Source organism: Streptomyces sp. YIM 121038 (genome assembly GCF_006088715.1).
Classification (GTDB): domain Bacteria; phylum Actinomycetota; class Actinomycetes; order Streptomycetales; family Streptomycetaceae; genus Streptomyces.
Window position 1 is genome coordinate 9,015,402 of the sequence record NZ_CP030771.1, and the last position, 22,301, is coordinate 9,037,702.

36 protein-coding genes are annotated in these 22,301 nt (G+C 71.9%); 6 read left to right on the forward strand and 30 right to left on the reverse strand.

Annotation, left to right across the window (positions count from 1 at the left end):
- Window positions 1–10 precede the first annotated feature (10 nt).
- The 5 genes from C9F11_RS37695 to C9F11_RS37715 are packed head-to-tail and all read right to left on the reverse strand — an operon-like array spanning window position 11 to window position 2,731.
- A complete protein-coding gene (locus C9F11_RS37695; protein WP_138964235.1) occupies window positions 11–526 on the reverse strand; it encodes a hypothetical protein in 516 nt (171 codons plus the stop codon).
- Window positions 527–576: 50 nt separating this feature from the next.
- Window positions 577–783, reverse strand: a complete 207-nt coding sequence (locus C9F11_RS37700) for a hypothetical protein (RefSeq protein WP_138964237.1) — start codon at window positions 781–783, stop codon at window positions 577–579.
- Window positions 780–1,505 (reverse strand): hypothetical protein, encoded by a 726-nt coding sequence (locus C9F11_RS48330; protein WP_212767866.1) that lies wholly within the window; start codon window positions 1,503–1,505, stop codon window positions 780–782. The genes C9F11_RS37700 and C9F11_RS48330 overlap by 4 nt, the downstream gene beginning before the upstream one ends.
- A gap of 57 nt (window positions 1,506–1,562) precedes the next feature.
- Complete coding sequence (locus C9F11_RS37710) at window positions 1,563–1,868, reverse strand: hypothetical protein (RefSeq protein ID WP_138964239.1); 306 nt, start codon at window positions 1,866–1,868, stop codon at window positions 1,563–1,565.
- Window positions 1,869–1,885: 17 nt separating this feature from the next.
- On the reverse strand, window positions 1,886–2,731 hold the full coding sequence (locus C9F11_RS37715) for a hypothetical protein (protein ID WP_138964241.1): 846 nt from the start codon (window positions 2,729–2,731) through the stop codon (window positions 1,886–1,888).
- Between the two features lie 147 nt (window positions 2,732–2,878).
- On the opposite strand from C9F11_RS37715, the gene C9F11_RS37720 reads away from it, so the two are divergent.
- Window positions 2,879–3,073 (forward strand): type II toxin-antitoxin system prevent-host-death family antitoxin, encoded by a 195-nt coding sequence (locus tag C9F11_RS37720; RefSeq protein WP_138964244.1) that lies wholly within the window; start codon window positions 2,879–2,881, stop codon window positions 3,071–3,073.
- Between the two features lie 61 nt (window positions 3,074–3,134).
- Here the strand turns inward: C9F11_RS37720 and C9F11_RS37725 are convergent, their stop codons facing one another.
- The 23 genes from C9F11_RS37725 to C9F11_RS37835 form a co-directional block, all read right to left on the reverse strand.
- A complete protein-coding gene (locus C9F11_RS37725; RefSeq protein WP_138964246.1) occupies window positions 3,135–3,572 on the reverse strand; it encodes a hypothetical protein in 438 nt (145 codons plus the stop codon).
- Window positions 3,572–3,778, reverse strand: coding sequence for a helix-turn-helix domain-containing protein (locus C9F11_RS37730; RefSeq protein ID WP_138964248.1), 207 nt, complete (start codon window positions 3,776–3,778; stop codon window positions 3,572–3,574). The genes C9F11_RS37725 and C9F11_RS37730 overlap by 1 nt, the downstream gene beginning before the upstream one ends.
- Window positions 3,779–4,044: 266 nt before the next feature.
- Window positions 4,045–4,734 carry a VWA domain-containing protein gene (locus C9F11_RS37735; RefSeq protein WP_138964250.1) on the reverse strand — a complete coding sequence of 230 codons (690 nt, stop codon included), beginning with the start codon at window positions 4,732–4,734 and terminating at the stop codon, window positions 4,045–4,047.
- Window positions 4,735–4,797: 63 nt separating this feature from the next.
- The gene (locus tag C9F11_RS37740) at window positions 4,798–5,046 is read right to left on the reverse strand and encodes a hypothetical protein (RefSeq protein WP_138964252.1); all 249 of its coding nucleotides are present in this window, start codon (window positions 5,044–5,046) and stop codon (window positions 4,798–4,800) included.
- Entirely contained in the window at window positions 5,043–5,282 is a 240-nt protein-coding gene (locus tag C9F11_RS37745; RefSeq protein WP_138964254.1) for a hypothetical protein, read from the reverse strand. Before C9F11_RS37745 ends, C9F11_RS37740 begins: the two co-directional genes overlap by 4 nt.
- Window positions 5,279–5,578, reverse strand: a complete 300-nt coding sequence (locus C9F11_RS37750; protein WP_138964256.1) for a WhiB family transcriptional regulator — start codon at window positions 5,576–5,578, stop codon at window positions 5,279–5,281. The genes C9F11_RS37745 and C9F11_RS37750 overlap by 4 nt, the downstream gene beginning before the upstream one ends.
- A complete protein-coding gene (locus tag C9F11_RS37755; RefSeq protein ID WP_138964258.1) occupies window positions 5,575–6,132 on the reverse strand; it encodes a hypothetical protein in 558 nt (185 codons plus the stop codon). Before C9F11_RS37755 ends, C9F11_RS37750 begins: the two co-directional genes overlap by 4 nt.
- An 11-nt stretch (window positions 6,133–6,143) precedes the next feature.
- The gene (locus tag C9F11_RS37760) at window positions 6,144–6,773 is read right to left on the reverse strand and encodes a hypothetical protein (RefSeq protein ID WP_249402052.1); all 630 of its coding nucleotides are present in this window, start codon (window positions 6,771–6,773) and stop codon (window positions 6,144–6,146) included.
- Between the two features lie 184 nt (window positions 6,774–6,957).
- A complete protein-coding gene (locus C9F11_RS37765) occupies window positions 6,958–7,761 on the reverse strand; it encodes a DNA polymerase III subunit epsilon (protein ID WP_138964260.1) in 804 nt (267 codons plus the stop codon).
- 23 nt (window positions 7,762–7,784) lie between these two features.
- Entirely contained in the window at window positions 7,785–8,360 is a 576-nt protein-coding gene (locus tag C9F11_RS37770; RefSeq protein WP_212767867.1) for an HNH endonuclease signature motif containing protein, read from the reverse strand.
- Window positions 8,357–9,382 (reverse strand): hypothetical protein, encoded by a 1,026-nt coding sequence (locus tag C9F11_RS37775; RefSeq protein WP_138964262.1) that lies wholly within the window; start codon window positions 9,380–9,382, stop codon window positions 8,357–8,359. The genes C9F11_RS37770 and C9F11_RS37775 overlap by 4 nt, the downstream gene beginning before the upstream one ends.
- Window positions 9,382–10,215 (reverse strand): hypothetical protein, encoded by an 834-nt coding sequence (locus C9F11_RS37780; protein ID WP_138964264.1) that lies wholly within the window; start codon window positions 10,213–10,215, stop codon window positions 9,382–9,384. Before C9F11_RS37780 ends, C9F11_RS37775 begins: the two co-directional genes overlap by 1 nt.
- Complete coding sequence (locus C9F11_RS37785; protein WP_138964266.1) at window positions 10,212–10,448, reverse strand: hypothetical protein; 237 nt, start codon at window positions 10,446–10,448, stop codon at window positions 10,212–10,214. Before C9F11_RS37785 ends, C9F11_RS37780 begins: the two co-directional genes overlap by 4 nt.
- Entirely contained in the window at window positions 10,445–10,708 is a 264-nt protein-coding gene (locus C9F11_RS37790; protein WP_138964268.1) for a hypothetical protein, read from the reverse strand. Before C9F11_RS37790 ends, C9F11_RS37785 begins: the two co-directional genes overlap by 4 nt.
- On the reverse strand, window positions 10,705–10,941 hold the full coding sequence (locus C9F11_RS37795; RefSeq protein WP_138964270.1) for a hypothetical protein: 237 nt from the start codon (window positions 10,939–10,941) through the stop codon (window positions 10,705–10,707). Before C9F11_RS37795 ends, C9F11_RS37790 begins: the two co-directional genes overlap by 4 nt.
- Window positions 10,938–11,372 (reverse strand): hypothetical protein, encoded by a 435-nt coding sequence (locus C9F11_RS37800; protein ID WP_138964272.1) that lies wholly within the window; start codon window positions 11,370–11,372, stop codon window positions 10,938–10,940. Before C9F11_RS37800 ends, C9F11_RS37795 begins: the two co-directional genes overlap by 4 nt.
- Window positions 11,369–11,818, reverse strand: coding sequence for a hypothetical protein (locus tag C9F11_RS37805; RefSeq protein WP_138964274.1), 450 nt, complete (start codon window positions 11,816–11,818; stop codon window positions 11,369–11,371). Before C9F11_RS37805 ends, C9F11_RS37800 begins: the two co-directional genes overlap by 4 nt.
- The gene (locus C9F11_RS37810; protein ID WP_138964276.1) at window positions 11,815–12,072 is read right to left on the reverse strand and encodes a hypothetical protein; all 258 of its coding nucleotides are present in this window, start codon (window positions 12,070–12,072) and stop codon (window positions 11,815–11,817) included. The genes C9F11_RS37805 and C9F11_RS37810 overlap by 4 nt, the downstream gene beginning before the upstream one ends.
- The gene (locus C9F11_RS37815) at window positions 12,069–12,842 is read right to left on the reverse strand and encodes a hypothetical protein (RefSeq protein WP_138964278.1); all 774 of its coding nucleotides are present in this window, start codon (window positions 12,840–12,842) and stop codon (window positions 12,069–12,071) included. The genes C9F11_RS37810 and C9F11_RS37815 overlap by 4 nt, the downstream gene beginning before the upstream one ends.
- Entirely contained in the window at window positions 12,839–13,156 is a 318-nt protein-coding gene (locus C9F11_RS37820; protein ID WP_138964280.1) for a hypothetical protein, read from the reverse strand. The genes C9F11_RS37815 and C9F11_RS37820 overlap by 4 nt, the downstream gene beginning before the upstream one ends.
- A complete protein-coding gene (locus C9F11_RS37825; protein WP_138964282.1) occupies window positions 13,153–13,563 on the reverse strand; it encodes a hypothetical protein in 411 nt (136 codons plus the stop codon). The genes C9F11_RS37820 and C9F11_RS37825 overlap by 4 nt, the downstream gene beginning before the upstream one ends.
- A 90-nt stretch (window positions 13,564–13,653) precedes the next feature.
- Window positions 13,654–13,962, reverse strand: coding sequence for a DNA-binding protein (locus tag C9F11_RS37830; protein WP_138964284.1), 309 nt, complete (start codon window positions 13,960–13,962; stop codon window positions 13,654–13,656).
- A complete protein-coding gene (locus C9F11_RS37835; protein ID WP_138964286.1) occupies window positions 13,893–14,210 on the reverse strand; it encodes a helix-turn-helix transcriptional regulator in 318 nt (105 codons plus the stop codon). The genes C9F11_RS37830 and C9F11_RS37835 overlap by 70 nt, the downstream gene beginning before the upstream one ends.
- 174 nt (window positions 14,211–14,384) lie before the next feature.
- Between C9F11_RS37835 and C9F11_RS37840 the strand changes: the two genes are divergently transcribed.
- The 3 genes from C9F11_RS37840 (at window position 14,385) to C9F11_RS49875 (ending at window position 17,675) form a co-directional block, all read left to right on the forward strand.
- Complete coding sequence (locus C9F11_RS37840; protein ID WP_138964288.1) at window positions 14,385–14,831, forward strand: helix-turn-helix transcriptional regulator; 447 nt, start codon at window positions 14,385–14,387, stop codon at window positions 14,829–14,831.
- Window positions 14,832–15,261: 430 nt separating this feature from the next.
- Window positions 15,262–16,635: an integrase gene (locus C9F11_RS37845; protein WP_138964290.1), complete on the forward strand. Its 1,374-nt coding sequence runs from the start codon at window positions 15,262–15,264 to the stop codon at window positions 16,633–16,635.
- Window positions 16,632–17,675, forward strand: coding sequence for an NUDIX domain-containing protein (locus C9F11_RS49875; RefSeq protein ID WP_138964292.1), 1,044 nt, complete (start codon window positions 16,632–16,634; stop codon window positions 17,673–17,675). The genes C9F11_RS37845 and C9F11_RS49875 overlap by 4 nt, the downstream gene beginning before the upstream one ends.
- A gap of 121 nt (window positions 17,676–17,796) precedes the next feature.
- On the opposite strand, the gene C9F11_RS37855 is transcribed toward C9F11_RS49875, so the two are convergent.
- Both C9F11_RS37855 and C9F11_RS37860 read right to left on the reverse strand, forming a co-directional pair.
- A complete protein-coding gene (locus C9F11_RS37855) occupies window positions 17,797–18,513 on the reverse strand; it encodes an MBL fold metallo-hydrolase (protein WP_138967494.1) in 717 nt (238 codons plus the stop codon).
- A 113-nt stretch (window positions 18,514–18,626) separates the two neighbouring features.
- Window positions 18,627–19,976, reverse strand: a complete 1,350-nt coding sequence (locus tag C9F11_RS37860; RefSeq protein WP_138964294.1) for a tannase/feruloyl esterase family alpha/beta hydrolase — start codon at window positions 19,974–19,976, stop codon at window positions 18,627–18,629.
- A gap of 242 nt (window positions 19,977–20,218) precedes the next feature.
- Here C9F11_RS37860 and C9F11_RS37865 point away from each other — a divergent pair, with 242 nt between their 5' ends.
- Window positions 20,219–21,514, forward strand: coding sequence for a sensor histidine kinase (locus tag C9F11_RS37865; RefSeq protein ID WP_138964296.1), 1,296 nt, complete (start codon window positions 20,219–20,221; stop codon window positions 21,512–21,514).
- Window positions 21,511–22,182 carry a response regulator transcription factor gene (locus tag C9F11_RS37870; protein WP_138964298.1) on the forward strand — a complete coding sequence of 224 codons (672 nt, stop codon included), beginning with the start codon at window positions 21,511–21,513 and terminating at the stop codon, window positions 22,180–22,182. The genes C9F11_RS37865 and C9F11_RS37870 overlap by 4 nt, the downstream gene beginning before the upstream one ends.
- Window positions 22,183–22,301 lie beyond the last annotated feature (119 nt).

The window sequence follows — 22,301 nt, forward strand, 5'->3', positions numbered from 1 at the left end:
GTCCTGCTGCTCACGCCTGCGCGGCCAGACGGTGCAGCGCAGCGATCAGGGCGTCGAGCTCGGCGACGGGCACGTACACCGGATCCGTCGGGGTGTAGAAGCTGACGACGCGGCCGTCGGGCGTCCCCGGAATGCCGATGTGGACGTAGTCGCCGTCAGCGTCGGTGTACCGGTACGGCTCGCACGGCTTCAGGGCCGACGGCTCGTCGACCGGCACCCACTGCTGGACGACGACGGGCCGCTCCTCGACCTCGACGGCCTCGACCGTGGGCCCGTACCAGCCGTAGTCGTCCGGGCCTCCGTCGCCGACCTCGAAGTCCCCGACGTCGATGGGCGCCTGGTACTCGACGGCGTACGTCCGGCCGTCGTCGGGCGCGGTGAAGATCACGCGGCGTAGGGCGGTGTACTTCAGGTTCGTGACGTGCTCGTCGGCGAGGAGGACGTCGCTGTACTCGACGTCGTCGGGCTGGTCGGGCGGGACGCCGAGGGCGGCGAGCTGCTCGCGGGTGAAGTGGCGGTCGGTCATGGTGCTCCTTCGTGGTGCCGGGTCGGTGGTCGGGCGCCGCGCCCGGGGGTTCACGGGGTGGTCTTGCAGGCGGGGCACAGGTCGACGAGCCGGCCATCGCGGCGGCGCCGCACCCAGCCGTCCCGTCGGCCGTCGGCCCGCACCTGCGCGGCGGTCAGAGAGCCGAGCCTGGCGCTGATCGCTGCCGAGTCGGGGCAGTCGCTGGCCTTGTCGGGGCCGTCGCAGGCGATCTCGAAGCCGAGGTCGTGCGCGGTCACCGCTGCACCGCTTCGTCGAAGCCCGCGGCCAGGAACTCGCGGACCGCCTGATCACCGCGGCCGGTCTCGGCGTCCCGCTTGGCGAGCTGGCCGAGGAGGTACCTCCGCTGGTGCTGGAGGCGGCGGACTTCGGCGACGAGCGCGGTCACGTCCTGCTGCGCGTGCCGCACGAACTCCTCGTCCGCTGCCGCCTGGCGGCCCGCCCCGAAGGCGAGGTCACCGACACCCTGGAGGTACGGGCCGGAGACGTTGGCGAAGAAGTGGCGGCCGCTGTCGGGGTGGCGGTCCCAGGGGCCGTCGGTGGCAGCGGTGGCGCGGGCGTCGATCTGGGTGAGCTGCTCGTCGGTCAGCGGGGCGGGGGCTTCCCCCGCAGGGGCAGGCTGTTCCTCAGCCACCGGCGCGGCTGCGGAGGCCGTGCGTCGGTCGATGGCCTGTACCCACGCGACGGCGACCGCAGCGACCTGGACCAGCTCCGCGCGCAGCCGGGCCGGGTCCTCCTCGGCGAGGGCCTCGTACACCTCCTCCAAGAGGATCGCGCGCCAGTCGGGGCCGCCGTTGGCGGCGAGGTGCTGGCACTGTGCGCGGGCCTTGTCGGCGCGGGCACGCATCACGGGGCCGCCGGTGCCGTCTCGGTGGTTCTGTTCGCCGAACGTGGTGTCCTGGCGGGTGCGTTCGGTGCGGATCTCGACGAGGACGGTGTTGAGGGTGCGCTGGTTGGTCATGTGCTGCTCCCTGGGGTTGTGGTGTGTGTTGGTTGGTGGGGTGGCTGGTTGGAGCGGTCAGACGGTGTCGTGGCCGCCGCGGGCCGAATCGGGGCCCGGGGGCCCTTCGGCTGCGAGGGCGAGGCAGTCGGCATCTGGGGGCCGCCATCCGGCGTCGAGGAGGCAGGCAACGATGCGGCGGGCGGCACATTCGGCGGAGTCGTCGGGGCCGTAGGTGGGGAAGGAGTCTGGGCTTTCGGCGCGTGCGGCACGGACTTCGAGGAGTGCCCAGATGCGTGTGGTGACGATGTCTTCGGCGATCTTGAGTCCGGTCTGGCCGTGGGCGTAGCCGGTGCGGGCGAGGGGGCATTCGACGTTGGTCATGCGGGGGTCGTTGGGGTTCATCCGGCTTCTCCGGTGTCGTGGTCGGTGGCGGGGTCGACGAGGCGGAGTTCGGGGCAGTGGGCGTGGGTGGTGCGGCCGGGGCGGGGGAGCATCGGTTTGCGGCAGCGGGCGCAGCGGATGAAGTCGCTCGGCGGCGGGTCTGCTCTTGGCTCGTCTTGGTGATCGATTTCGGGGGCGGCGGACCCAACCACCTGAGGTTGGAAGATCACCTCAGCCCCGTCTTGGGAAGTCCCTTGGGAAGTACCTGGGTTGTTCGGGGGGCGGTCCCCCGAACTCAACGGGGGGCGGTCCCCCGAACTCCAACGGGGGGCGGTCCCCCGAACTTCGTTCTCCGTACCGTCGGTAAGTTCCGGGGGCGGTCCCCCGAACTTCGGGTCTGCAAGTTCGGGGGACCGCCCCCCGAACTTTGGGCCCTGCTCGTCGGCCCACGGAGCGCTCTTTCGGCCGGAGCGCGTGCGCTTCGTGGCATCGAGATGGGCGAGCGCGGCACCCCAGTCGGGCCGGGGGGACATGACCAGGGCGTACAGGTTCGGGCGGCCTCGGCGCCGCTCGCCGACGACGACCAGCACGCCCGCGTGCTCGGCGGCGTCCAGGTAGCGCCGGGTGTCCTTCTCGTCGGCGCAGGCCGCCTTGGCGAGGTCCTGGATGCGGATCGGTCGGCCGTCGGAGAAGCGGAGCTGCCCGGCCGCGTTGGCCATGGCGCGGAGGGCGTAGAGGAGCGTGGGCAGCCCGGAGCGCCGGAGGGCGGGGGGCATGCTGCGGGTCCACTTCCAGGCGAGGGCGTTACCGAAGGCGTTCGGCACACTGCCGCTGGCGCGGGTGTCCTGCTCCTCGTTGCTCAACTCGTGCTCTTCTCTGAGGCGTTCCGGTCAGGGCGTGACTGCGGAGGCCCCAGTTCAGGGCGGTCTCTCGTGTCGCTCCTGCGTCTCAGATCCTACCGGATTTGTGTACACATGTGGACCTTGGTGTACCACGGCTACCATGTGTGTATGCCTGCGACCACAAGCGCCGAGATCGGGGTCCGCGAACTGCGCGCGACGCTGTCCGAAGTCCTGAACGACACCGCCGTGCGCGGCCGCATCACCTACGTGACCAGCCACGGCCGCCGCGTCGCCGCGATCGTGCCGGTGCCCGACGCGGAGGCCGTTGAGACGAAGAGGCAGGCGCCGCCCGCCGAGTCCTGACACCGCTCTCTCCCCTCTGTCTGGCCCCGCACCGTGCTGGTGCGGGGCTTCGTGCTGCCGGTCAGCTCTGCTGGTCGAGCGCGAGCCGGGTGATGCCGACGACGTCCGCGAGGAGCGCACACACCGAGTCGATGTACTGCTCGCCGTGCGCGCGCACGGCGGCTGCGAAGAGCGCCTGCGTGGTCGAGTGGTCGCCGTTCGCGTGCGCGATCAGGAACCGGACGGCGAACGCGCCCGCCGGGTCGCGGTCGAGGGCGCCGGGCTGCAACTGCTCCAAGACCCACATGTCGCCCTGTTCCGGGGACACGACACGACCGCCGTTGAGGCGGACGAGCATGAGCTTCCCGGCCTCAGCGATGGAGCAGCAGGCTGCGTACATCAGCCGGTTGTCGCCCTGGATGCCGAGCTTGGTCAGGTTGTCGGCTGCCCGCTCGGAGTCGCCTGCGACCCCGTAAGCGATGGCATCGAAGACGAGCGTGGAGGCTTCTCGGGAGTCCATCAGGCAGCCGCCTTCGAGCGGTGGCCGCCTCGGGCCCGGAGCGTGACCCCGGCCTCCAGCAGCAGCGCCCGGGTCCCGCCGTACGAGCGGCCGAGCTGCCGGGCGACGGAAGCGATCGTGCAGCCCTGCGCGTACAGCTCGGCGGCGCGGCGGGCGGTCTCCTCGCGTTCGGGGCCCTTGAGGCGGGTGCGGGTCGTGGTGCTCATGTGCGGTGCCTTTCGTGGTGGTTGGGGTCCGGGCCCGCCCGCCGGGCAAGGACGGGCGGGCCCGGGTGGCGGCCGCGAGGGGCGTGGAACGGGGGCGCGGCCGCCGGTCTCGGTGCGGTCAGAGGAGCTCGTCGAAGTACGGCTTGCCGAGCCAGACCAGGACCGCGACGCACACGCCGATCACGACGGAGACGGTCAGGTCATGGCTCGCGCCCCGGCGATGCCGAAGGCACCGGCGCCGAGGATGAGTCCGACGAGGAACCGCGTCACCGGACAACTCCCGCCGTGCGGGCGGCCGTCAGCCAGCCCGCGAACTCGTGGGTGATGCCGTCGTACAGCTCGGCGTCGGACACGAGGTGCGGTTCGGCTGCGTGGAAGAACGAGGCGTTGTCGACCACGCGCCCGCCCAGGCCATCGAGCTGCTCCAGGAACTCGACGCGGCCGCCGAAGCCGACGAAGGCCCAGAAGATCGGCAGCGACGACGCGTGACGCAGCACCCGCTCGGCGCCCTCGCGGTCGTCGGGCCCACCATCGGTCTGGAAGATGACCAGGGCCGGGTCTGTGGCCCCTGAGGCCCGGTACTCGCTGACCGCCGCGTTCATCGCGGCGACGTAGTTCGTCGAGCCCCAACGGAGCCGCTGGTGAGCGCGGTCGATGAGGCCGGTGTAGTTGTCGAGGCGGACGTCCTCGTGCTGCTCGGCCTGCGAGCCGAAGAAGATCAGAGGCACGCTGCCGTCGTCGTCGAGGTTCACGGACAGCCCGAGAGCCTGTTCAGCGAGGCGCTGGACGCTGCCGTCACGGTAGAAGGGCCGCATGCTGCCGGAGTGGTCCAGGACAAGCTGGACGGCGGCGCGCTGCCCGCCCAGGCCCTGCTTCTCCAGGCTGACGGCGGCGGTCTTGGCGAGGCTGACCAGGCCGGGGGCCTGCTGCTCGATGCTGGTGAGTGCGATGGGCACGTGTTCTCCTGATGGGTTAGGTGCCCCGCCGGATTCCGCCCGGCGGGGCGCTCGGGCGGGTGGTCAGTCGCAGTCGTCGAAGTCGACGTGCGCCTTGCCGGGCTTGGACTTCGGCTTGGGCTTCGCCTTCTGCTTGGCGGGCGCCTGACGGGCCGGGCGCGGCGGTGCGGGCTTCACCGCGGCGGCCACGGCGAGCGCGTCGCCGTCGCAGCCGTCGTCCGGCTCGTCGCCGCACGCGGCCAACAGGCCAAGCGCGAAGACCGTGGCGACCGCAGCGGCGGCGGCCCGGCGGCGGGCGGGGTGGTGGGTCATGACTGTCCGTTCTGGTAGACGTCAGCCGCCTCGGCGGCCTGCTGGGCAAGCGCGGTCTCGGCGCAGATCTTGTGGGCCGATTTGCCCTTGGAGTCCCGCAGTTGGGTCGGGCGACCGCAGTAGCGGCAGGGCAGCGGGCCGTCGTAGTCCCAGTGCGCCGAGCTGGTCCAGTCGAGGAGCGTGCCGGGCACGTACTCAGGCTCCGGCGGGGCACGATGGCGCCGACGGCCGCTCACGGGCTGATCCTTCGCTTGCGGAGCTCCAGGTGGAGTCGGTGCCGCTGGCGGGGCGTGAGCCCTCCGAAGATTCCGTAGCGACTGTCCCGTCCTGCCTTGCCTTCCGCTCGCAGCGCCAAGACGAGGCAGGCTCGGGTGACGGGGCAGGCGGCGCAGACGGTCTGCGCGAACTTGATGCGGACGGCGTCGCTGTCCGGGAACATCTCCTCGGGCTCGACGTCACGACAGGCAGCGCGCTTCAGCCAGGCGTCGGCGGGGGCGAGGGTGCGTGGGGCCGAGTGGCTGTTACTGATCATGGCGTCACTGCCCGCCGCGCGCGGGCCTGGACCGTGTTGCACGCCGCGCAGTACGCAGTTCCGTCTGGCCCGTACCGCCCGTGCTCCGCCTGGTCGTGGCCCTGCCCGCAGAACGGCTTCCGCTCACGACCACCCCGCAGGTACCGGAACTGCTCACGGGCCCGGAGGCGGCCCGGCTCGTCTTCGACATGGGCCGGGGCGACACAGTGCGGACGCCCGCACTCGGCGAAGACCATGCCCTTGGGCTCGCGGCCGTGCTGGATGCGGAACGCGATGGCCGCGGGGCTGTAGTGCTTGCCCTTGTGACGCATGACGGGGGTGGTGGCCCGTAGCGGCCCGGTCCACTCCAGGTGGCCGTGCTCGGCGGGCTGCACGAACTGCGCCCACTTCTCCTCGGCGGTGTCTGGCTCCGTCGCCTGGACGAAGACGGGCAGGCCGAGCTCGCGGCGGATCTGGACGACTCGGGTCTTGGCACAGTGGAGGCTGCGGGCGATCTTCCTTGCGCTGTGGCCGTCGTGGAGCATGGCGATGATGTCGGCGCGGGTAGCGTTCATGCGGCGAGGGCTCATCGGGCCGTCACCGCCTCGCGGTCGGGCCAGCGCACCGAGTCGAGAGCGCGGCGCCGGTCGTCGGCGACGACAGCGAGCGGGTAGCCGAGCCAGTGCAGGCCCATCGCCATCAGGACGTAGGCGTCGGCCTCGTCGTACCGCGCGGGCCCTTCGGTGGTGATGCCGTACGTCTCGGCCACGGCCTGCCGCAGGATCGCCTTGAGGCCCGTGCCTTTCAGCCGCTTCCCGGTCTCCGGGTCGGTGGGCGCCGCGGTGCCGACCGCGTAGATCATGCGCTGGCCCGGGGTGACGACGGCGTAGGGGATGCGGCGCTTCCACAGGGCGTGGCGGACCATCCACCGCATCGCGGCGAGGGCGTCGGCGCCCTGGTTGTTGTGGCCGTAGGCGGCGCCTTCGATGACGACGAGTGCGGCGTGGCGGGTGTGGTCGGCGATCCCGGCGAGCTGCTGCTCGAAGCGGGAGTGTTGGCTGGCGCCCTTCGCGCGGACGTAGTCGGTCCAGCCCTCGCCCGCGATGCCGGTGATGCTCATCGCGACGTCGAGGCCGATCACCTTGGGGACGCTGGCGGTGGACCGGGGCCCGGCCGCCGCGGGGGCGGCCAGTGTCTCGGTGGAGGTCAGGCCCATGAGCCCCCCTTGGCAGTCGTGTGGCCTTCGGCGCAGGTGTGGGATCCGTCGGCGTGGACGACAGCAACGGCCTCGATGCCGCACGTCAGGCAGAACCGGAACGCCGTGTGGGCGGCGGCCCCGTGCGGGCGGCGGTGACGGCCGTCAGGAGCCACGACCTGCCGCAGGAAGCGGAAGGCTCTCATCAGTCCTCACCTACCTGACGCGGAGCCGGGACGAGCGGCCAGCGGCCATCCACCACCGCCTGCGGATCCCGCTTCCCCTCCGGCGCCTTGCACCGCAGCCACTCCTGGAACCCGGCCGCCTGCTCCTTCGCCCACGCCTGCTGCATCAGGTGCAGGTCATCGACCGACACCCCCGCCAGCGCGTCGAAGCGCTGCGCGCGCAGCCGGTGCACCCACACCGGCCGCTCCGCCCGCGGCTGGTGGGCGATGGCACCCATCCGGTACGCGGCCCGCGCCGACTGCAGCGCGTCGTACTCCGCGCCGTGCGCCGCCGCCTCGTCCCAGGCGAGCCCGTACGTCTCTGCGGTGGTCCGCATCTGGTAAGGGCCCTGGGTTTCCGAGACGCGCCGCCGGTAGGGGGCGACGTGCCGGTCGATGACCATGGTGTCGATCACCCGGGTGAGCGGCTGCCGCAGGATCCCTTCGAGGCCGTCGCCGAGGTGGCGCAGACACTCGTGGTTCAGCAGGTTCAGATCGAAGCTGCCGATGTTGTGGCCGACGATCGGCACGCCGGCGGCGACGACTTCAGCAATCGACTTCGCGATGTCGGCGACGGCCTGAGCAGCCGGTGCACCATGCTCTGACAGGTGCTCGTCGGTCAGCTTGTGCACTGCAATCGCGCCGGGCTCCTGTGCGACCCCCGGGTTGACCAGCCACGTTCGGGTATTGGTGTCGAGTCCACCGCCCACGAGGATCAGGGCGCAGCTGACGATGCGCGCAGTCTCGGGGACCTTGTCCGAGCACTCAAAGTCGAGTGCCGCCATCCTCTGGGTGTGCCAGGGAGCGTTCACTTGGTCACCGCCCGGTTCGCCGCGGTCTTCCGCTGACCCCACTCGCGCTGGCAGGCCTTGCAGCGGCGGGTGCCAAGGGGAGTGATGCGCAGGTTGGCGCCCGAATACGGGTGTCCGCTCGGGCAGTGGGTCTTGGCCGCCGCTGTTTCGCGGCGACGCTGCACGGCGATGCCACGCCGGACGTTCTCCGCGTGCGTGACGGGTTCGAGATGCTTGGGGTTGCAGCAAGCCGGAACGCGGCAGAGGTGATCGAGCTCCAGACCAGCGGGGACTTCCCCCACCGCGTGCTCGTAGACGACACGGTGCACGAGCGCCCCTCCGAGGCCACTTCCGCGCTTAACCTGGCCGTGCCCGAAAGGCATCCGGTAGCCCGTCCAGATCCAGCACGGGCCGAGCTCAGGGCGCTCGGGCGACACCGGTCCGCTCTTGTCGACCTTGGCCATCACCCGCTCGATCAGCGTCGGCTTCGGCAGGACAGCTACGCCGTGGCGCCGCCAGTTCTTGGCGTGGCCGCCGCAGTAGCCATGCGCGTGGTGCTTCTTCCCGCAGTCGGGGACAGAGCAGGTCGTCATGCGCGGGCCCCCGATCCGGGCTGCGCGACAGCAGGCCAGCCAGCGGGGTCTCCCTCGCCCGGCTCGTCCTCGACCACCTCGGCCTCGTACGCACCGTCCTCGTCCGGGCCCGGGCCGTCGCCGGTGGCGTTGTCGGCGTCCTTCGCCGCGGCGATGGCCATCAGCTTCTTCGAGAGCTCATCCGTGCCCTTCGGGTGCACGGCGCCCGCCGCCTGAGCCTCCATCCACAGGTCCCGCACGTCGTCCGACGTGAGCGCGCCCTCCGCCTCGGCGATCCAGTCCCGCCCCTTCGGCGCCTCGATCGCGGCCCGCTGCTGCCCGGCCGCCCCCGGATCGAGGGCGGTCGCGGCGTTCATCGGCCCGGCCAGGGCCTGGCGCGGCGTCACACCGCGCAGCTCGACCACGACGACAGGGAACTTCTTCGTCTTCCCCTCGCGGATCACCTGTCGGGGCTCGATCCGCAGCGTCACGGGGACGAAGCCCTTGCCGTCGGTCCCGGCGAGGACCATGTCGACCATGCCGCCCCACTCGGAGGCTGCGTAGAAGCTGTGGGTCTCGGCCCGCCACATGCCCATCCCGGACAGGTCGGGCAGCATGACGTTGAAGCGGGAGGTCGCCGAGCAGACGCGGCCCTTGGGCTGGGTGTGCCAGTCCTCGCCGAACTGGCGGGCGCAGATGCAGGGCTGGCGGGTCAGGAGTTCGGTCTCGCCGTCGCACCGGCGCTGGCACCCGCCGGCGGACCACATCTCGTTGTACTGGTTCAGCGGGTCCCCGGGCGTGATCAGCGCCTCGATCGAGGGCGCCTTCGTGATGACGCGCCACTGCGTGATCGTCGAGTTGAGCGGCTGCCACTGCTCGGGCTCACCGCCCCACAGCTCGGCCGCACGGCGCACGTGCTCTTCGCTGTGGGAGGTAATGACCCACGTCGCGGAACGCATGGGCCGCTTGCCCTGGGTGTAGCCGGTGCGCAAGCGGCCGTGCTCGGCCGCGCGGGCTTGGATGTTGCGGAGGCGAGATCCCATCAGGCCGCCTTTCGATTCGACCGCGCGGCCCCATCGGGGGCGGTGAGCGCGGGGTACGAGGAGGGCGCGGCGTGCAGCCAGCGCGTGGTTTCCAGGGCGCCGCGGAAGGCGCGGTGCGCGTCCCGGCCAGCGGGCATCGGCACGAGCGCGTGCGATTTGGCGCGGAGGTTGAGGACGCCGGTGCGGTCGATGCGGGGCATCGGCTGCTCGGTGTCGTCAGGCAGCAGCGCGGTCTCGGCGTAGCGGAGCGCGGCGAGCTGGAGCGTGTTCTCGGGGTAGACCGACGAGGCGCGGCGGGTGGCGGACGACTTGTAGTCGATGAGCCACAGCTCCAGGCGCCGGGCCGGACCGGTGGGCAGCCAGATCATGAGGTCCGCCGTCCCGGCGTAGCCCAGGCGCCGGTGCAGGACGGTGATCTCGGTGGCCTCGACGTGCTCGTCGACGTCGACGTCCCAGGAGGCGAGCCACTGGTCGAACTGCGCCAGGTACGGGGCGACTTCCGGGTCGTCCGCGATCGGGGCCCGCAGGAGGCGTGCTTCGGCGGCGGCGTGGACGCGGTCGCCGAGGTCGGCCGCGCGCTCGCGGGCCTCGCGGTGGATGGCCTTGATCTCCTTGGTGAGGCCGGTCCGGTCGCCGAGGACGCGGCGGGTGATGCTCGCGATGTTGTCGAGGACGTGCTCGACGGTGAGCTTCACGCCCCACGGCACCAGGGCCATGGACTTGTTCACGGCGGTGTCGAGGACGTTGGTGACGGATACGAGGTCCGGGCCCCCGGCGGGGTCGCTGTAGTAGCGGCCCCGCTCGGTGTCCCGGGCGTGCTTGGGACTGGTCACGCGGCACCTCGCAGCGGCTGGCACGAGCAGCCGGTCGACACCCGCGGGTCGCAGTGCTCCTGATGCCGTAGCGCCACGGGCGCGGGCGGGCGGAGCATGGTGGTCGGCCACACTGCGCGGCCGTACGCGGCCTCGTGACGGGCGGCGATCGCCCGGGCACCGGCCGCACCGGCGAGGACCTCACCGCGCTCGATCTGGCCGAGCACCCGCTCGGCGTCGTCGCGTGGCGTCATCGCGGATCACCCACCACGTACCGCACCAGGACCTCACACCCGTACTCCGTGAGCCTCTTCACGGCCTGGAAAGCCCCCGCAGGCCGGTACTCCGAGACCTGGCCGAGCCTGCTGCCCGCTGTGTGGATGTCGCGGACGATGCCTTCGGCGGACTGGCCGGACCGGTACTCGCCCACGACGAGCCAGGTGTGCGGCTTGCTGCGGGCTCGGGCGGCGACGGCGGCGTGGTCGACGCGCGGGCGACGAACGAGGCGGCTCATCGGCGGCCCTCCTTCCTGAGGTGGTAGTAGCGGCCGTCCTCCGGCCCGTGCTGGGTCAGGTGGCCCCGGCGGTGCAGCTCGGCGAGGTCACGCCGGGCCGTGCCGGTCTGCGGAGCACCCCAGCCGGGCCCGCGGTAGAGGGCGTGGACGCGGGCGGTGTTCCACCGGCCGCCGTGGGAGCGCATCTCGTCGAGGAGGCGCTGGAGGCGGGCTTCCTGCCCGCGGGCGCTCACGCCGTACTCCCGAGCCAGCGGGCGACCTTCGCCCGGGTCTCGACGTCCAGCAGCAGGGCGACGGGGCGCCCGTCCTCGGCGATCGCGCCGATGGTGAGGACGGGCTCCTCCTCGGGCGCGGGCTCGATGGCCACGTCGAAGCGGGACACCAACAGCGGCTCGGGAGTGTCGGGAGTGACCGTCGCCGCCGAAGCGCTGGCCTTCTCCTCGCTGCCCTCGGTGACCTCCGTGTGCCCTACCAGCTGGTGCAGGTCCCAGTCGTCCGTGTGATAGGCGTAGGGCTCCCACACGCCGTAGAAGTGCCGCCACCCGAGCGCGGCGCGCTCACCGGTTTCCGGGCAGGTGGTGATGTGGTCGACCCGGAATGCCCAGTCGGTGCCGCGGTCCGAGTCCGTGTAGGTGCGGCCGGGCTGGAAGAAGTCGGCGCTCATGCGGTGCGCCTCCCGTCCTGCTCCGGCAGGGGGTGCGCGGCCAGGTACTTGCGCGTGGCCCGCATGGTCGGGTGCTTGATGTCCGAGGCGCCCTTCGGCCGCTCGACGCGGTCCGGGTTGAAGCGGCCGAGCTTCGCGATCACCGCGTCCAGCTCGGCCCGCAGCCGGAGAGCGTCATCGAGACGGACCTCGACCTGCGCGTCATCCATCCCGGCCGCGCCCTCGACCTGCTCGACGAGGGCATCCAGCTCGCCCTCGCGCGGGGAGGCCACCGTCTCGGCGAGCGCGTCGAGCTGCGCGAGCACGTCGTCCCGCGCGTCCGGGTCCGACCAGGCGGCGACCAGGCCGACGAGCGTGTCGTGACGGATCTGGTCGACGCGGAGGTAGGCGGCCAGCCAGTCCGAGCGGAGAGAGAAGGAGAGCTGCGGCTTCGACGATTCGGTCATGACGAGATCCCCTTCGGGGCGGAGAGCAGCAGGAGAAGAGCAGCGCCCGACAGCGCGGCGCGGGTCCGGGCGCCGGCGGCGGTGTGGCGCGCGCGGGCGATCTCGACGAGCAGCCGGTCACCGGCACGGGTCTCGATCAGCTCCCGACGCGACGGCCATACGGGGTCGTCGACGAGGAGCAGCACCGGGATGCTCGCGGTGGCGTACGCGCTGGTCGCCAGCGCGACAGCGGCGGGCACGGTCTCGGCAATCACGAGGCACCACCCCACGAGGCGTTCGCGTGAGTGCACGCGTTGCCGTCGAACCCTCCGAAGCAGCCCTTCTGGCAGGCCGCGCAGTCCGGGCACCAGCTCTCCGGCAGCGAGCCGCACGCGTCACAGGCTCCGGGAGCCGGGCGCGGCGACTCGGCGAGCAGCCCTCGCAGCCTCGCGGCCGCCCGCTCCTCGGCTCGCTGCGCCACGGTCACGTCGGCCAACACGGCGTTCGTCGCGTGCCGCTCGGCCTCCAGCTCGCCGACCCGAGCCCGCAGCCCCTCGCGCTCCGCCTCGACATCCAGCAGACGCCTCAGCACCGGGCCGACCCGCTCGCCCATCCAGCCGTAGAGATTGCCGCAGAAGATGTCCTCCTGCTTCGGGTGCTCGTGCCCCCAGCAGTCCCGCAGCACCTCCGCCACCGCGACCACGAGACCAGCCGTCGCCGGAGCCGTCCCCGCGAGGATCTCGGCCAGCTGCTCCCGCTCCTCCGGGTACAGCTCCGTCGCCCGCTCCGGGGCCTGCGCCCGCAACCGATCCAGGTGGAAGCGCAGCGCCTCAGCACCCACCGGCACCGGCAGCACGTCCGCCGTCCCCACGATCCCGAGCTCAGCCAGATCCGCCAGCGACGCCAGCACGCACTCCGGAACACCCGGCACCGCACCAGCCACCGCGTACAGGCCACGCCCATCCACGCTGACCGCGTGCCGCAGCCACGACGCTCCATCCCGGGTCGTCACCGCGACCGGGTCATGCGACGACGGGGCACTCATACCGACACCTCCAGCGGGTCCATGAGCGTCCAGATCTTCACGGGGATGCCAGCGATTTCGGCCGTCGCCACCGTGTAGAGCTGCGGGTCGGTCGTGCTGTGCTGCCGAGTCGTCGTCCCTACGCCGAGCACCTCGGCGAGCTGCTGCACACCGTCGCGGTCCACGTGGAAGTTGATGTCCACGCTGGGCTCGGTGGGGCTGAAGGCGTGGCACATGATCGTGACCGACGACGGCGGAACCGGGGCCACGACCTGCACGTGCAGGGCCACGGAGTGCGCCGCCAACAGGCTCTTCCTGCGCTGCGAGTCGCTCATGCCGACACCTCGCACGCAGCCGCAGCCGCCTCCAGCACCGCCACTGCCGACTCCGTCGTACGGCCCTCGGCGTCGCCCCACTCGTCCACGTGGAACGCGAGCGCGAACTCGTCCTCGGCGTACGGGCCTTCGCCTCGGACGACGAGGCGGTGCGCGAGGAACGCGACTGCCCGGCGGGACTCATCCGACGGCCGGTGCGGGTCCGCGGTCGTCACGTAGTTCAGCGACGCCACGATCGACATCCGACGCATCGCGTGCGGCGTCGTCAGACGCCGGTCGAAGGGGTCCTCGACGAAGTCGCCCTGGTGGAGGCGGTTCACGGCGAGGACGCACGCCGCAGCGCGGAAGGTCTGAGCGTCGGCAGCGAGGCCGCTGGTGGGCGGTCGATCGCTAAGGTGTGTGGCCATGGTGACCTCTGCTTTCATGAGTGGTGGAGGCGCCGTAGTCGTGGGGGTCGCCGGGCCTGGCAGTCGGGCGGCCCCTGCGGCGCGTTGAGCTCAGGACTTGGCGAGAGCCGCTGCGGACCGCGGGGAAGTACGGCGCCGCTGACGCGGCAGACTGCGACCAGCACGCGGGTCACCCGCGCTGCGCGCTTTGTGGATGGCAGTCCGCTGCTCACGGTCGGTGGTGATCCGGCCCCGGGTTCCGTTGCGGCCGCGCAGGTGCGCGTTGTCCCGGAGGAAGCGGTACAGCCACGAGACGCTGCACTTCATGACGTAGGCCGTCTCCTGGATGGTCATGTACTCCTGGTCCGGGGAGTCGGGGGGAGTCGGTCGGCCGTAGCGCTCGTATGCCCTGGTGGCCATGTCGTCACTTCCTTTCGGGTTGGGCCTCGGTGGGGGGCGAGGAGGCGCGTGTCGGTCGCTTGCAAGGCCTCGCGGAGGGCGATGTAGCGCTTGGGGCTCATGTGCTTGCGGGTGCCGTTTTCGAGGTGGGCGAGGTAGCGGTGGCTCATGCCTGCTCTCTCGGCCAGCTCGGATCGGGCGAGGCCCGCCTGCATGCGCTCTTCACGGATCGCGTCCCCGACGACCTCGAAGGTCGTGGGTTGGTGCATGCGACGAAGTTAGCCCTAGTTAGCTTCCATGTCTAGCCTCAGTGCGTGTTACATCGTGCCAAATAGTCCCGAGGTCGCCTTAGATCGTCTCGCAAGGCGTGGGTGTGGCCAAGAATCCGGCCGTTCTGGCTGGTGGCCCTAGTTGGCCCTAGTTGGTCCTGCGAAGATGTCGACATGGCACTTCGTGATCTCGACCGCGTGGCGAAGCGTGTGAAAGCTCGCCGCATGGAGCAGTACCCCTCGCGCCGAGCCGCGGCGGAGGCGGCTGGCGTCTCCAAGGACACCTGGCAGCGCATCGAAGAGGGCCGGGAGGTGCGCGAGGTTACCTACGCCAAGGTGGATCGAGGGCTGGGGTGGGCCGCTGGCAGCTGCCTCGCTATCGCGGAAGGTGGCGAGCCGGTCGAGGTCGGATACATCGAGACTGGCCCCGACGTGACGATGGTGTCCAGGCTGCCCGCCGCATGGTCCGACGAGTTCGAGGATGACGTGCGGCAGGCGCTGATGGACTCGGCGATCGCGACAACCCCCGACCTGCCGATCGGCAAGATTCAAGAGCTGGCTGATCAGTTCATGGAAGCGCTGCGGAAGCGTGCAGCTTCGAGCGGCCCAGGGCAAGGTTGATCTGCGCCATTCTGCGTACAACCATTCGACCGTAACGGGATCGTGACATTCCGTCACGGTAGAAAGTGGCCGCGCCCCCTCCCGCGCGCGCGACCCACGTGCCACTCTGACGATCCACCCGGGGAGGTCTCCGCGAGAACATAGGGGGACCGGTGAGTTACGCCATCGAACTGGATCTCGGACCAGATTTCTTCGGACTCGCAGCCCGAGAAGCAGGAGAGGCGGTGTGTTACCTGACCCCCAGGGCCGCCACCGACACGCGTATTCAGGCACGCGTCAGGCAGTTCATGAGGGGACAGGGAAGAGACTGCGCAAAATGCCGCGGCTGCCCCGTCGGGCAGGCAAGGTAGAAGCAGTCAGGGACGGGCCGGCGGTAGGGGTGCCTGCCGGCGCATCCACTCAACTCAGGCAAGATTTGGGGGGATGACGCATGCCTTACGTAGAAACGCGTGGCAACTCGATTCGCGTGAAGTGGTGGTCAGGCGAGTACCACCTCGACACTAAGGGCAAGCCCACGAAGCGGAAGCGCTACGACTCCGCGAGCGGTCCCGAAGACGGGGTGCCCTTCAAGGACGAGGACGAGGCGTACCACTACGGCCTCGACCGTGAATCCGATGTGCGGAACAAACGGAACCGACGCAAGGTGTCCGACCGCCTGGCCATGGGCGAGTACGTCGATCTCTGGTTCAGCAACATCGAACTGAGGGTGAAGTCCGACGCCACGTACAAGTCCCGCCTGAACGCGGTGATCAAACCGTACTGGGAAGGGTGGACCGTCGACGGGATCACTCCGCCCGACTACGACACGTTCCGGGATTACGTCATCGGGAAGTACTCGCACAACTACAGCAAGCACGTCCTCGGCATGTTCAGGATGCTGATGGACGACGCGGTCGTGAAGTACAAGCTCCGCGACGAGTCACCCATCGTGGAGCAGCGCCGTCGTGGCCTCTATCGAAAGAAGCAGACCCGACGAGTGAAGCGCAAGTTGGGAATTCAGTCGATTCATCAAGCGGCAGTAAACGCTTACATCGTGTGGGGCTTCGCCGGGTGGGTGTACATCTGGACCGTCGCGTTCACGGGCATGCGGTCGCCCGGCGAGATGTACGGACTCCAGCGGGGATACTCGTCGCCCTACTGGCCTGCGTCGGAACCGGACGAGGAGCTTCGCGAGGAGTCGCTCGCGAGATACGAGGCGATGCACGCGCTACGGGTGCAGTATCAGACGTACTTGGCTGATGGCGGGCCAGTTCTCGCGGGGCCGAAGTACGACTCGTGGAGAACGCTTGTGATGCCGCCGTTCTTGCATGCGATGCATGTGGCGCTGCTGGCGTCCCACGACCAGCCGTGGACGTTCCTGTCGATGACTGGGAAGCCGCTACTGGGGTCGAACTTCAAGAGCCACTATTGGTATCCGATCCGTGACGGCGCAGATGAGCGACTAGAGGAAGGGCGTAACAGGCGGTGGGCCCGGCCTGCGATCCCGCCGGTGCCGGAGCTTGCGGGAGAAGACATCTACCGGATCAGGCACTGGCACAAGGGGAAGCTTGATGAGCCGGGGGACATTCCGCGTGTGGCGGTTGAGGCGCGTCTGGGTCACGAGTTGCCAGGGGTTGAGGGCACCTACAGTGAGGTGACGGTCGCGATGGAGGAGCGGATCGTGGAGTACCTGCAGCAGGTCTGGGAGAAGGAGGTAGTGGGTGCGGGGCTGTGGACGCCGCCATTTCCCATGCCTCTCCCATCCGGTCCTGCGCAAGCCGTTCCGTCGCTGTTCAGCGGCCTTCGAGTCTTGGAGTATGAATGATCGTCTGGATCAATGGGGCGTTCGGTGCGGGAAAGACATCCGCCGCACGGGAACTGATCGAGCTGATCCCGAACAGCGCGCTCTTCGACCCTGAGGTCATCGGCGGCGCCCTGCCGCAGCTGCTGCCCGCCAAGCGACTCGCCGAGGTGAGCGACTACCAGGACCTGCCGATCTGGCGACGCCTCGTGGTGGACACGGCGGCCGGACTGCTCGCGGAGCTGGGCGGGGTCCTCGTGGTGCCGATGACGCTCCTGCGCCAGGAGTACCGGGACGAGATATTCGGGGGGCTCGCCTCGCGGCGGATACCGATACGCCATGTGGTGCTCGCCCCGGACGAAACGATCCTGCGCAAACGCATAGCCGGACGCGAAGTCCCCCCGGACCTCCCCGATGGCGAACTGCGCATTCGCCAATGGTCGTTCGACCACATCGAGCCCTTCCACACGGCGCTCGCCGTCTGGCTGGGGGCGGACGCCCATCGCGTCGACACCAGCGCCCTGACGCCGTACGAGACGGCCGAGCACATCGCCGACGCGGTGCGCACCGGAGCCGCCCCCGTCTGCGAGATCGTGCAGACCCCGCAGCCCACCGCCGAGACGCTGGCCGCGGGCGTGCTGCTCTTCGACGAACGGGACCGGGTGCTGCTCGTCGACCCCACGTACAAGGCGGGCTGGGAGTTCCCCGGCGGGGTCGTGGAGCGCGGCGAGGCGCCCGCGCACGCCGGTGTGCGCGAGGTCGCGGAGGAGACCGGCATCCGGCTCACCGGGACTCCCCGGCTCCTCGTCGCCGACTGGGAGCCGCCGCTGCCGCCCGGCTACGGCGGGATGCGCTTCCTCTTCGACGGCGGCGTCCTCGACGGCACCGAGGCCGAGCGCCTGCTGCTGCCGGGACCCGAACTGCGCGACTGGCGCTTCGTCACCGAGGAGGAGGCCGCACGGCTCCTGCCGCCGGTGCGCTACGAGCGCCTGCGCTGGGCCCTGCGCGCCCGGGAGCGGGGCGTTCCGCTGTATCTGGAGGCCGGGAAGCCCGTGGGCGACTGAGCCCGCGCGGGCGCCGGGCGCGCGGCAGGCCGGGCGCCGTCCAGGCCCTGGCCCTGGCACGGGTGGAGGCGGTCACCCGCCGCTGAGGGCCGCCGCCCCCGCTCGTCCCGCCCAGGCGGTGTCAGGCGTGCGCATACCGCGCCGCCGACTCCCGCAGCACCGCCGACGCGTCCGCGCGGACCGGATCGCCGTGACCGAAACACGCCATGTCCGAGTCAAGCGCGGCGAGCCGGTGGAACGAGGCGACGGCCTGCTCCGCGTCCTGGTTGAACACGCCGAGGAGCACGCCCGTTTCGGGGGTGTTGGCGATGGCGTCGCCGGTGAACAGGACGCCGTGCTCCGGCAGGTGCAGGCCGATGCTGCCCCGCGTGTGCCCGGGGGCGCCGACCACGTGGGCCCCGCCGCCGAAGGGCAGGACGTCGCCGTCCGTCACCTCCTGGACCTCGGCGGCGTACACCCGCCGCTCGGTCGGCTTCGGCACGTTCTTCGACGTCTCCGCGAAGATCGGCACCTCCCAGTCCTCCAGGACGGGGGCCGGGCCCGGGACCTCGCCGCGCACCATGGGCGCGTCCAGGTGGTGCGCGAGGACCGTGGCGCCGGTGAGGGCCGCCACCTCGCCCGCGCCGCCCACGTGGTCGCTGTGGAAGTGCGTCAGGACGACGCGCCGTACGTCGCGGGCGCGCAGCCCGAGGCCCTCGATGGCCTCCGCGATGGCCGGACCCGAGCCGGGGGTGCCCGCGTCCACCAGGGTCAGCTCGTCGCCGTCGCGCCACAGATAGGCCTGGCCGACGGAGAAGCGGAAGAGGTGGACGCGGGGCCGGAGTTCGACGATCTCGATCGGGTTCATACGGCGACCGTAGGGACGGCGCGCCCCGCGGAGCGAGCCCCCTTCGCCCGGAGCGTACGGGTTCTGCTTCCGGCAGAGCGGCCCGGCCGGAGCCCGTGCCGGGCTCAGAGCGCGCACGTGTGCACCGGGTCGCCGTCCGGGCGCGGCACCGTGCGGCCGCGCGGGGGCGCCGTGCCGTCCTCCACCCAGGCCGTCAGGGCGTCGAAGGCGTCGCGCACGCACGGCAGCAGGGGGCGGACGAGGTCCGGGTGCGCGGCGTACAGGCCGTCCGTGTGGTTGCCCCCGGTGATCCGGTAGTAGCGGTGGAGCGGGCCGCGCCGGGCCCCGTCGACGAGCCGCGCGTAGCGGTCGGAGCCGGGCCCGATGGGGATCAGGGCGTCCAGGGTGCCGTGCACGGTCAGGAGCGGCCGGGCGATGCGGCCGGTCAGCGCGAGCCTGCCCACGGTGTCGTGCACCGCGCGGGGGCGCGCCGCGTAGTCGTAGTCCGTGTCGCAGCCCCGGCCGGTGCCCTCGGGGCAGAACGGCGTACCGGCCTCGGTGGCGCCGTCGTAGCCGGGGTCGACCTCCTCGCGGATCAGCCGCTGGAAGGTGTCCCACTGCGTCCGGTAGTGCGTGTCCCACAGGGGCTCGGACTCCGGCGGGTACCCGGCGGCGGCCAGCGCGTCGCGTGCGCCCGGCTCGCCCGCGCGGAGCCGTGGGTAGGCGCGCAGCGCGGGCGGCAGCGTCGTGAGGAGGTCGGGCGCGTCGCGGGTCAGCAGGACGCCCTCCCAGTCGAGCCCGCCGTCGTACAGCCACGGGACGTTCTCCAGCTGCCAGCGCACCAGGTAGCCGCCCATGGACATGCCCGCCGCGTAGGTGCGCCGGGGCGCGCGGCCGTAGTGCCGCGCCGCGACCCGCTCGGCGGCGACGGTCAGCTGGGTCAGGCGCCGGTGCCACTCGGCGATGGCGTCGCCGGGACGTGCGCCGTCGCGGTACAGCGTGGGCCCCGTGTTGCCCTTGTCGGTGGCCGCGAACGCGTAGCCCCGCGCCAGGACGTGGTCGCCGATGGTGCGGTCGTTGGCGTACTGCTCCCGGACGCCGGGCGGCCCGGCCACGACGAGGCCGCCGTTCCACCGCTCGGGCAGCCGGATCACGAACTGGCTGTCGTGGTTCCAGCCGTGCGTGCCGTTGGTGTGCGAGGAGTCGGGGAAGTAGCCGTCGAGCTGCACACCGGGCACGCCCGACGGGCTGCGGGTGCCGGGCGCCACCAGACCCGCCCAGTCCGCCGGGTCGGTGTGGCCGGAGGCGACCGTTCCGGCCGTGGTGAGGTCGCTCAGACAGGCGGCGACGGTCTTCTCGGCTCCGGGGACGCGCAGCCGCTCGCCGGGGCAGGCCCCTGGCGGCGCGGCCGTGGCGGCGGGGGCGAGCGTCGCGAGCAGCAACGCCGCGGTGGTGGCGGCCAGATGACGGATCATGCGTGGGGCTCCCGGTTCTCGTCGTGGGCCCGGCCGCGGACAGCGCCGGGGCGACAGACCCTAGGGAGCGGCCGAGGGCGGCGGTCAGTGCCGGACGGCCGCAGCGGCGGCCACCGTCCCGGGCGGCGGCCGTCCGTTCGGCACGTGCCGAACGGCCAGAGCTCCTGCGGGAGCCCCCGAAGGGTCGTGGCCCGCCGCCCGCCCCAAGTACCGTGACCCGCACGCCGTGGGGGGAGGGGCGGATGACGACCACGCCGTGGCACCCGGGGGAACCGTCACCGGTGCGACCGGGCCACGCTCCGCCCTGGGTGGCCTCCGTGCTCTACGCGGCCGTCCTGTTCGCGGGCGTGTACTACGACCTCGTCGGGGACGAGCCCCAGGTGCCCGCGCGCACCACCGGATTCGTCGCGGCGCTGGCCGCGCTGTTCGCGCTGGACGCGGCCGAGCGGCGGCTCCACCGGCGTGCGGGCGTCGCGCGCGGCCTCGCGGCGGGCGTGCTCCTCGCGCGCGTGGGCCTCTTCTTCGCGGTGACGGCCTGCGACAGCGCGGGCCTTGCGCGGGCCTTGTTCGTGCTCGTGCCGTTCACCGCGTACTTCGCCTTCGGGCGGCGCGTGAGCCTCGCGCTCGGCGCGGGCTGCGCGGGCGCGCTGCTCGGCCGCTACGCGCTGACCTCCGACGGCTGGTACACGGACGCCGAAGCGATCTCCGACCTGCTGATGTTCGCCCTCGTCCTGGTGCTCACGGTGTCCATGGCGGCCGTCGCGACGGGGGAGCGGGACGCCCGGTGGCGCCTGGAGTCGACGGTGCGCGAACTCACCTGCTCCCAGCGCCGGTTGCGCGCCTACGCCGCCCGGGTCGCCGAACTGTCCACGGCCGAGGAGCGCAACCGGCTCGCCCGCGAGATCCACGACAGCATCGGCCACCACCTCACGGCCGTCGCCGTGCAGGTGGAGAAGGCGGAGGCGTTCCGCGACCTCGACCGCGCGGAGTCCGACCGGGCGCTGGCCGCCGCCCGCTGGTCGGCGCGGCGCGCGCTGGCCGAGGCCCGCCGCTCGGTGCGGGCCCTGCGGGACGAGCCGGAGCCGTTCTCGCTCTCGGACGCGCTCACGGACCTCGTGCGGAACGGGGCCGACGGCGGCGGCCCGCACGTCACCCTCGACATCACCGGAGAGGAAACGGGCTACGGAGAAGGCCAGTTGACCGCGCTGTACCGCGCCGCCCAGGAGGCCCTGACGAACGCCCGCCGCCACGCGGACGCGGCACACGTCCACCTCCACGTGGCATACGGTCCGGCCGCCGCGCGCCTGACCGTCACCGACGACGGCCGCGGCCTGCCCGACCCGGCCGCCGCGCGGGCCGCCCCCGGCGTCGGCCTGCGCGGCCTGCGCGAGCGGCTCCAGCCGCTCGGGGGCGCGCTGTGCGTGCGGAGCGCGCCGGGCGACGGCACCACGCTCACGGCGACGGTGCCCCGAACCCTGCCGGTGCCGGGCGCCGCGGACGCCGTCGACCCCACGGCGCCGACCGGACCCGGCCGATGAACTCCCCGGCCCCCGAAGGCCCCGAGGCCGTGCGCGTCCTCGTCGTCGACGACCAGGAGCTCGTCCGTGAGGGCATCGCGTCCCTGCTCGGCATCCAGCCCGGCGTCCGGGTGGTCGGCACGGCCGCCGACGGTGCCGCGGCGGTCGACGCCGCGCTGACGCTGGCGCCCGACGTGATCCTGATGGACGTGCGCATGCCGGGCATGGACGGCGTCACGGCCGTCGCCGCCGTCCATGCCCGCGCCCCCGCCTGCAAGGTCGTCATGCTGACGACGTTCGACGACGAGGACTACGTGGTGCGCGCCCTGCGGGCAGGGGCCGTCGGCTACCTCCTCAAGAGCCTGCCCGCGGCCGAACTCGCCGACGCCGTACGGCTCGCGCACCGGGGCGTGGCCCCGCTCGACCCGGCGGTCACCCGCCGCCTCGCGGCCGCGCCGCCGCCCGCCGGGCCGCCCGCGCCCGTCGTGGAACCGGGCGGCGCGCCCACCGCCCGTGAGATCGAGATCCTGCGGCTCGTCGCCGCCGGGGCCACCAACCGCGAGATCGCGGCGGAGCTCTACCTCAGCGAGGGCACGGTCAAGAACCACATCTCGCGCGTCCTGACCCGCCTCGGCCTGCGCGGCCGCGCCCAGGCCGCGCTGTACGCCCGCGACCACGGCCTGCTGTAGGACCCGGGGCCTTGCGCTGCGGGTCAAGGAATCCTGCGCTCCGTGCCGACGACACGAGGGGGTGCGGCCGGGCACGGTAGGGCTCCGGAGGGGGAGCCGGAGCCCGGGGCCGCGTTCAC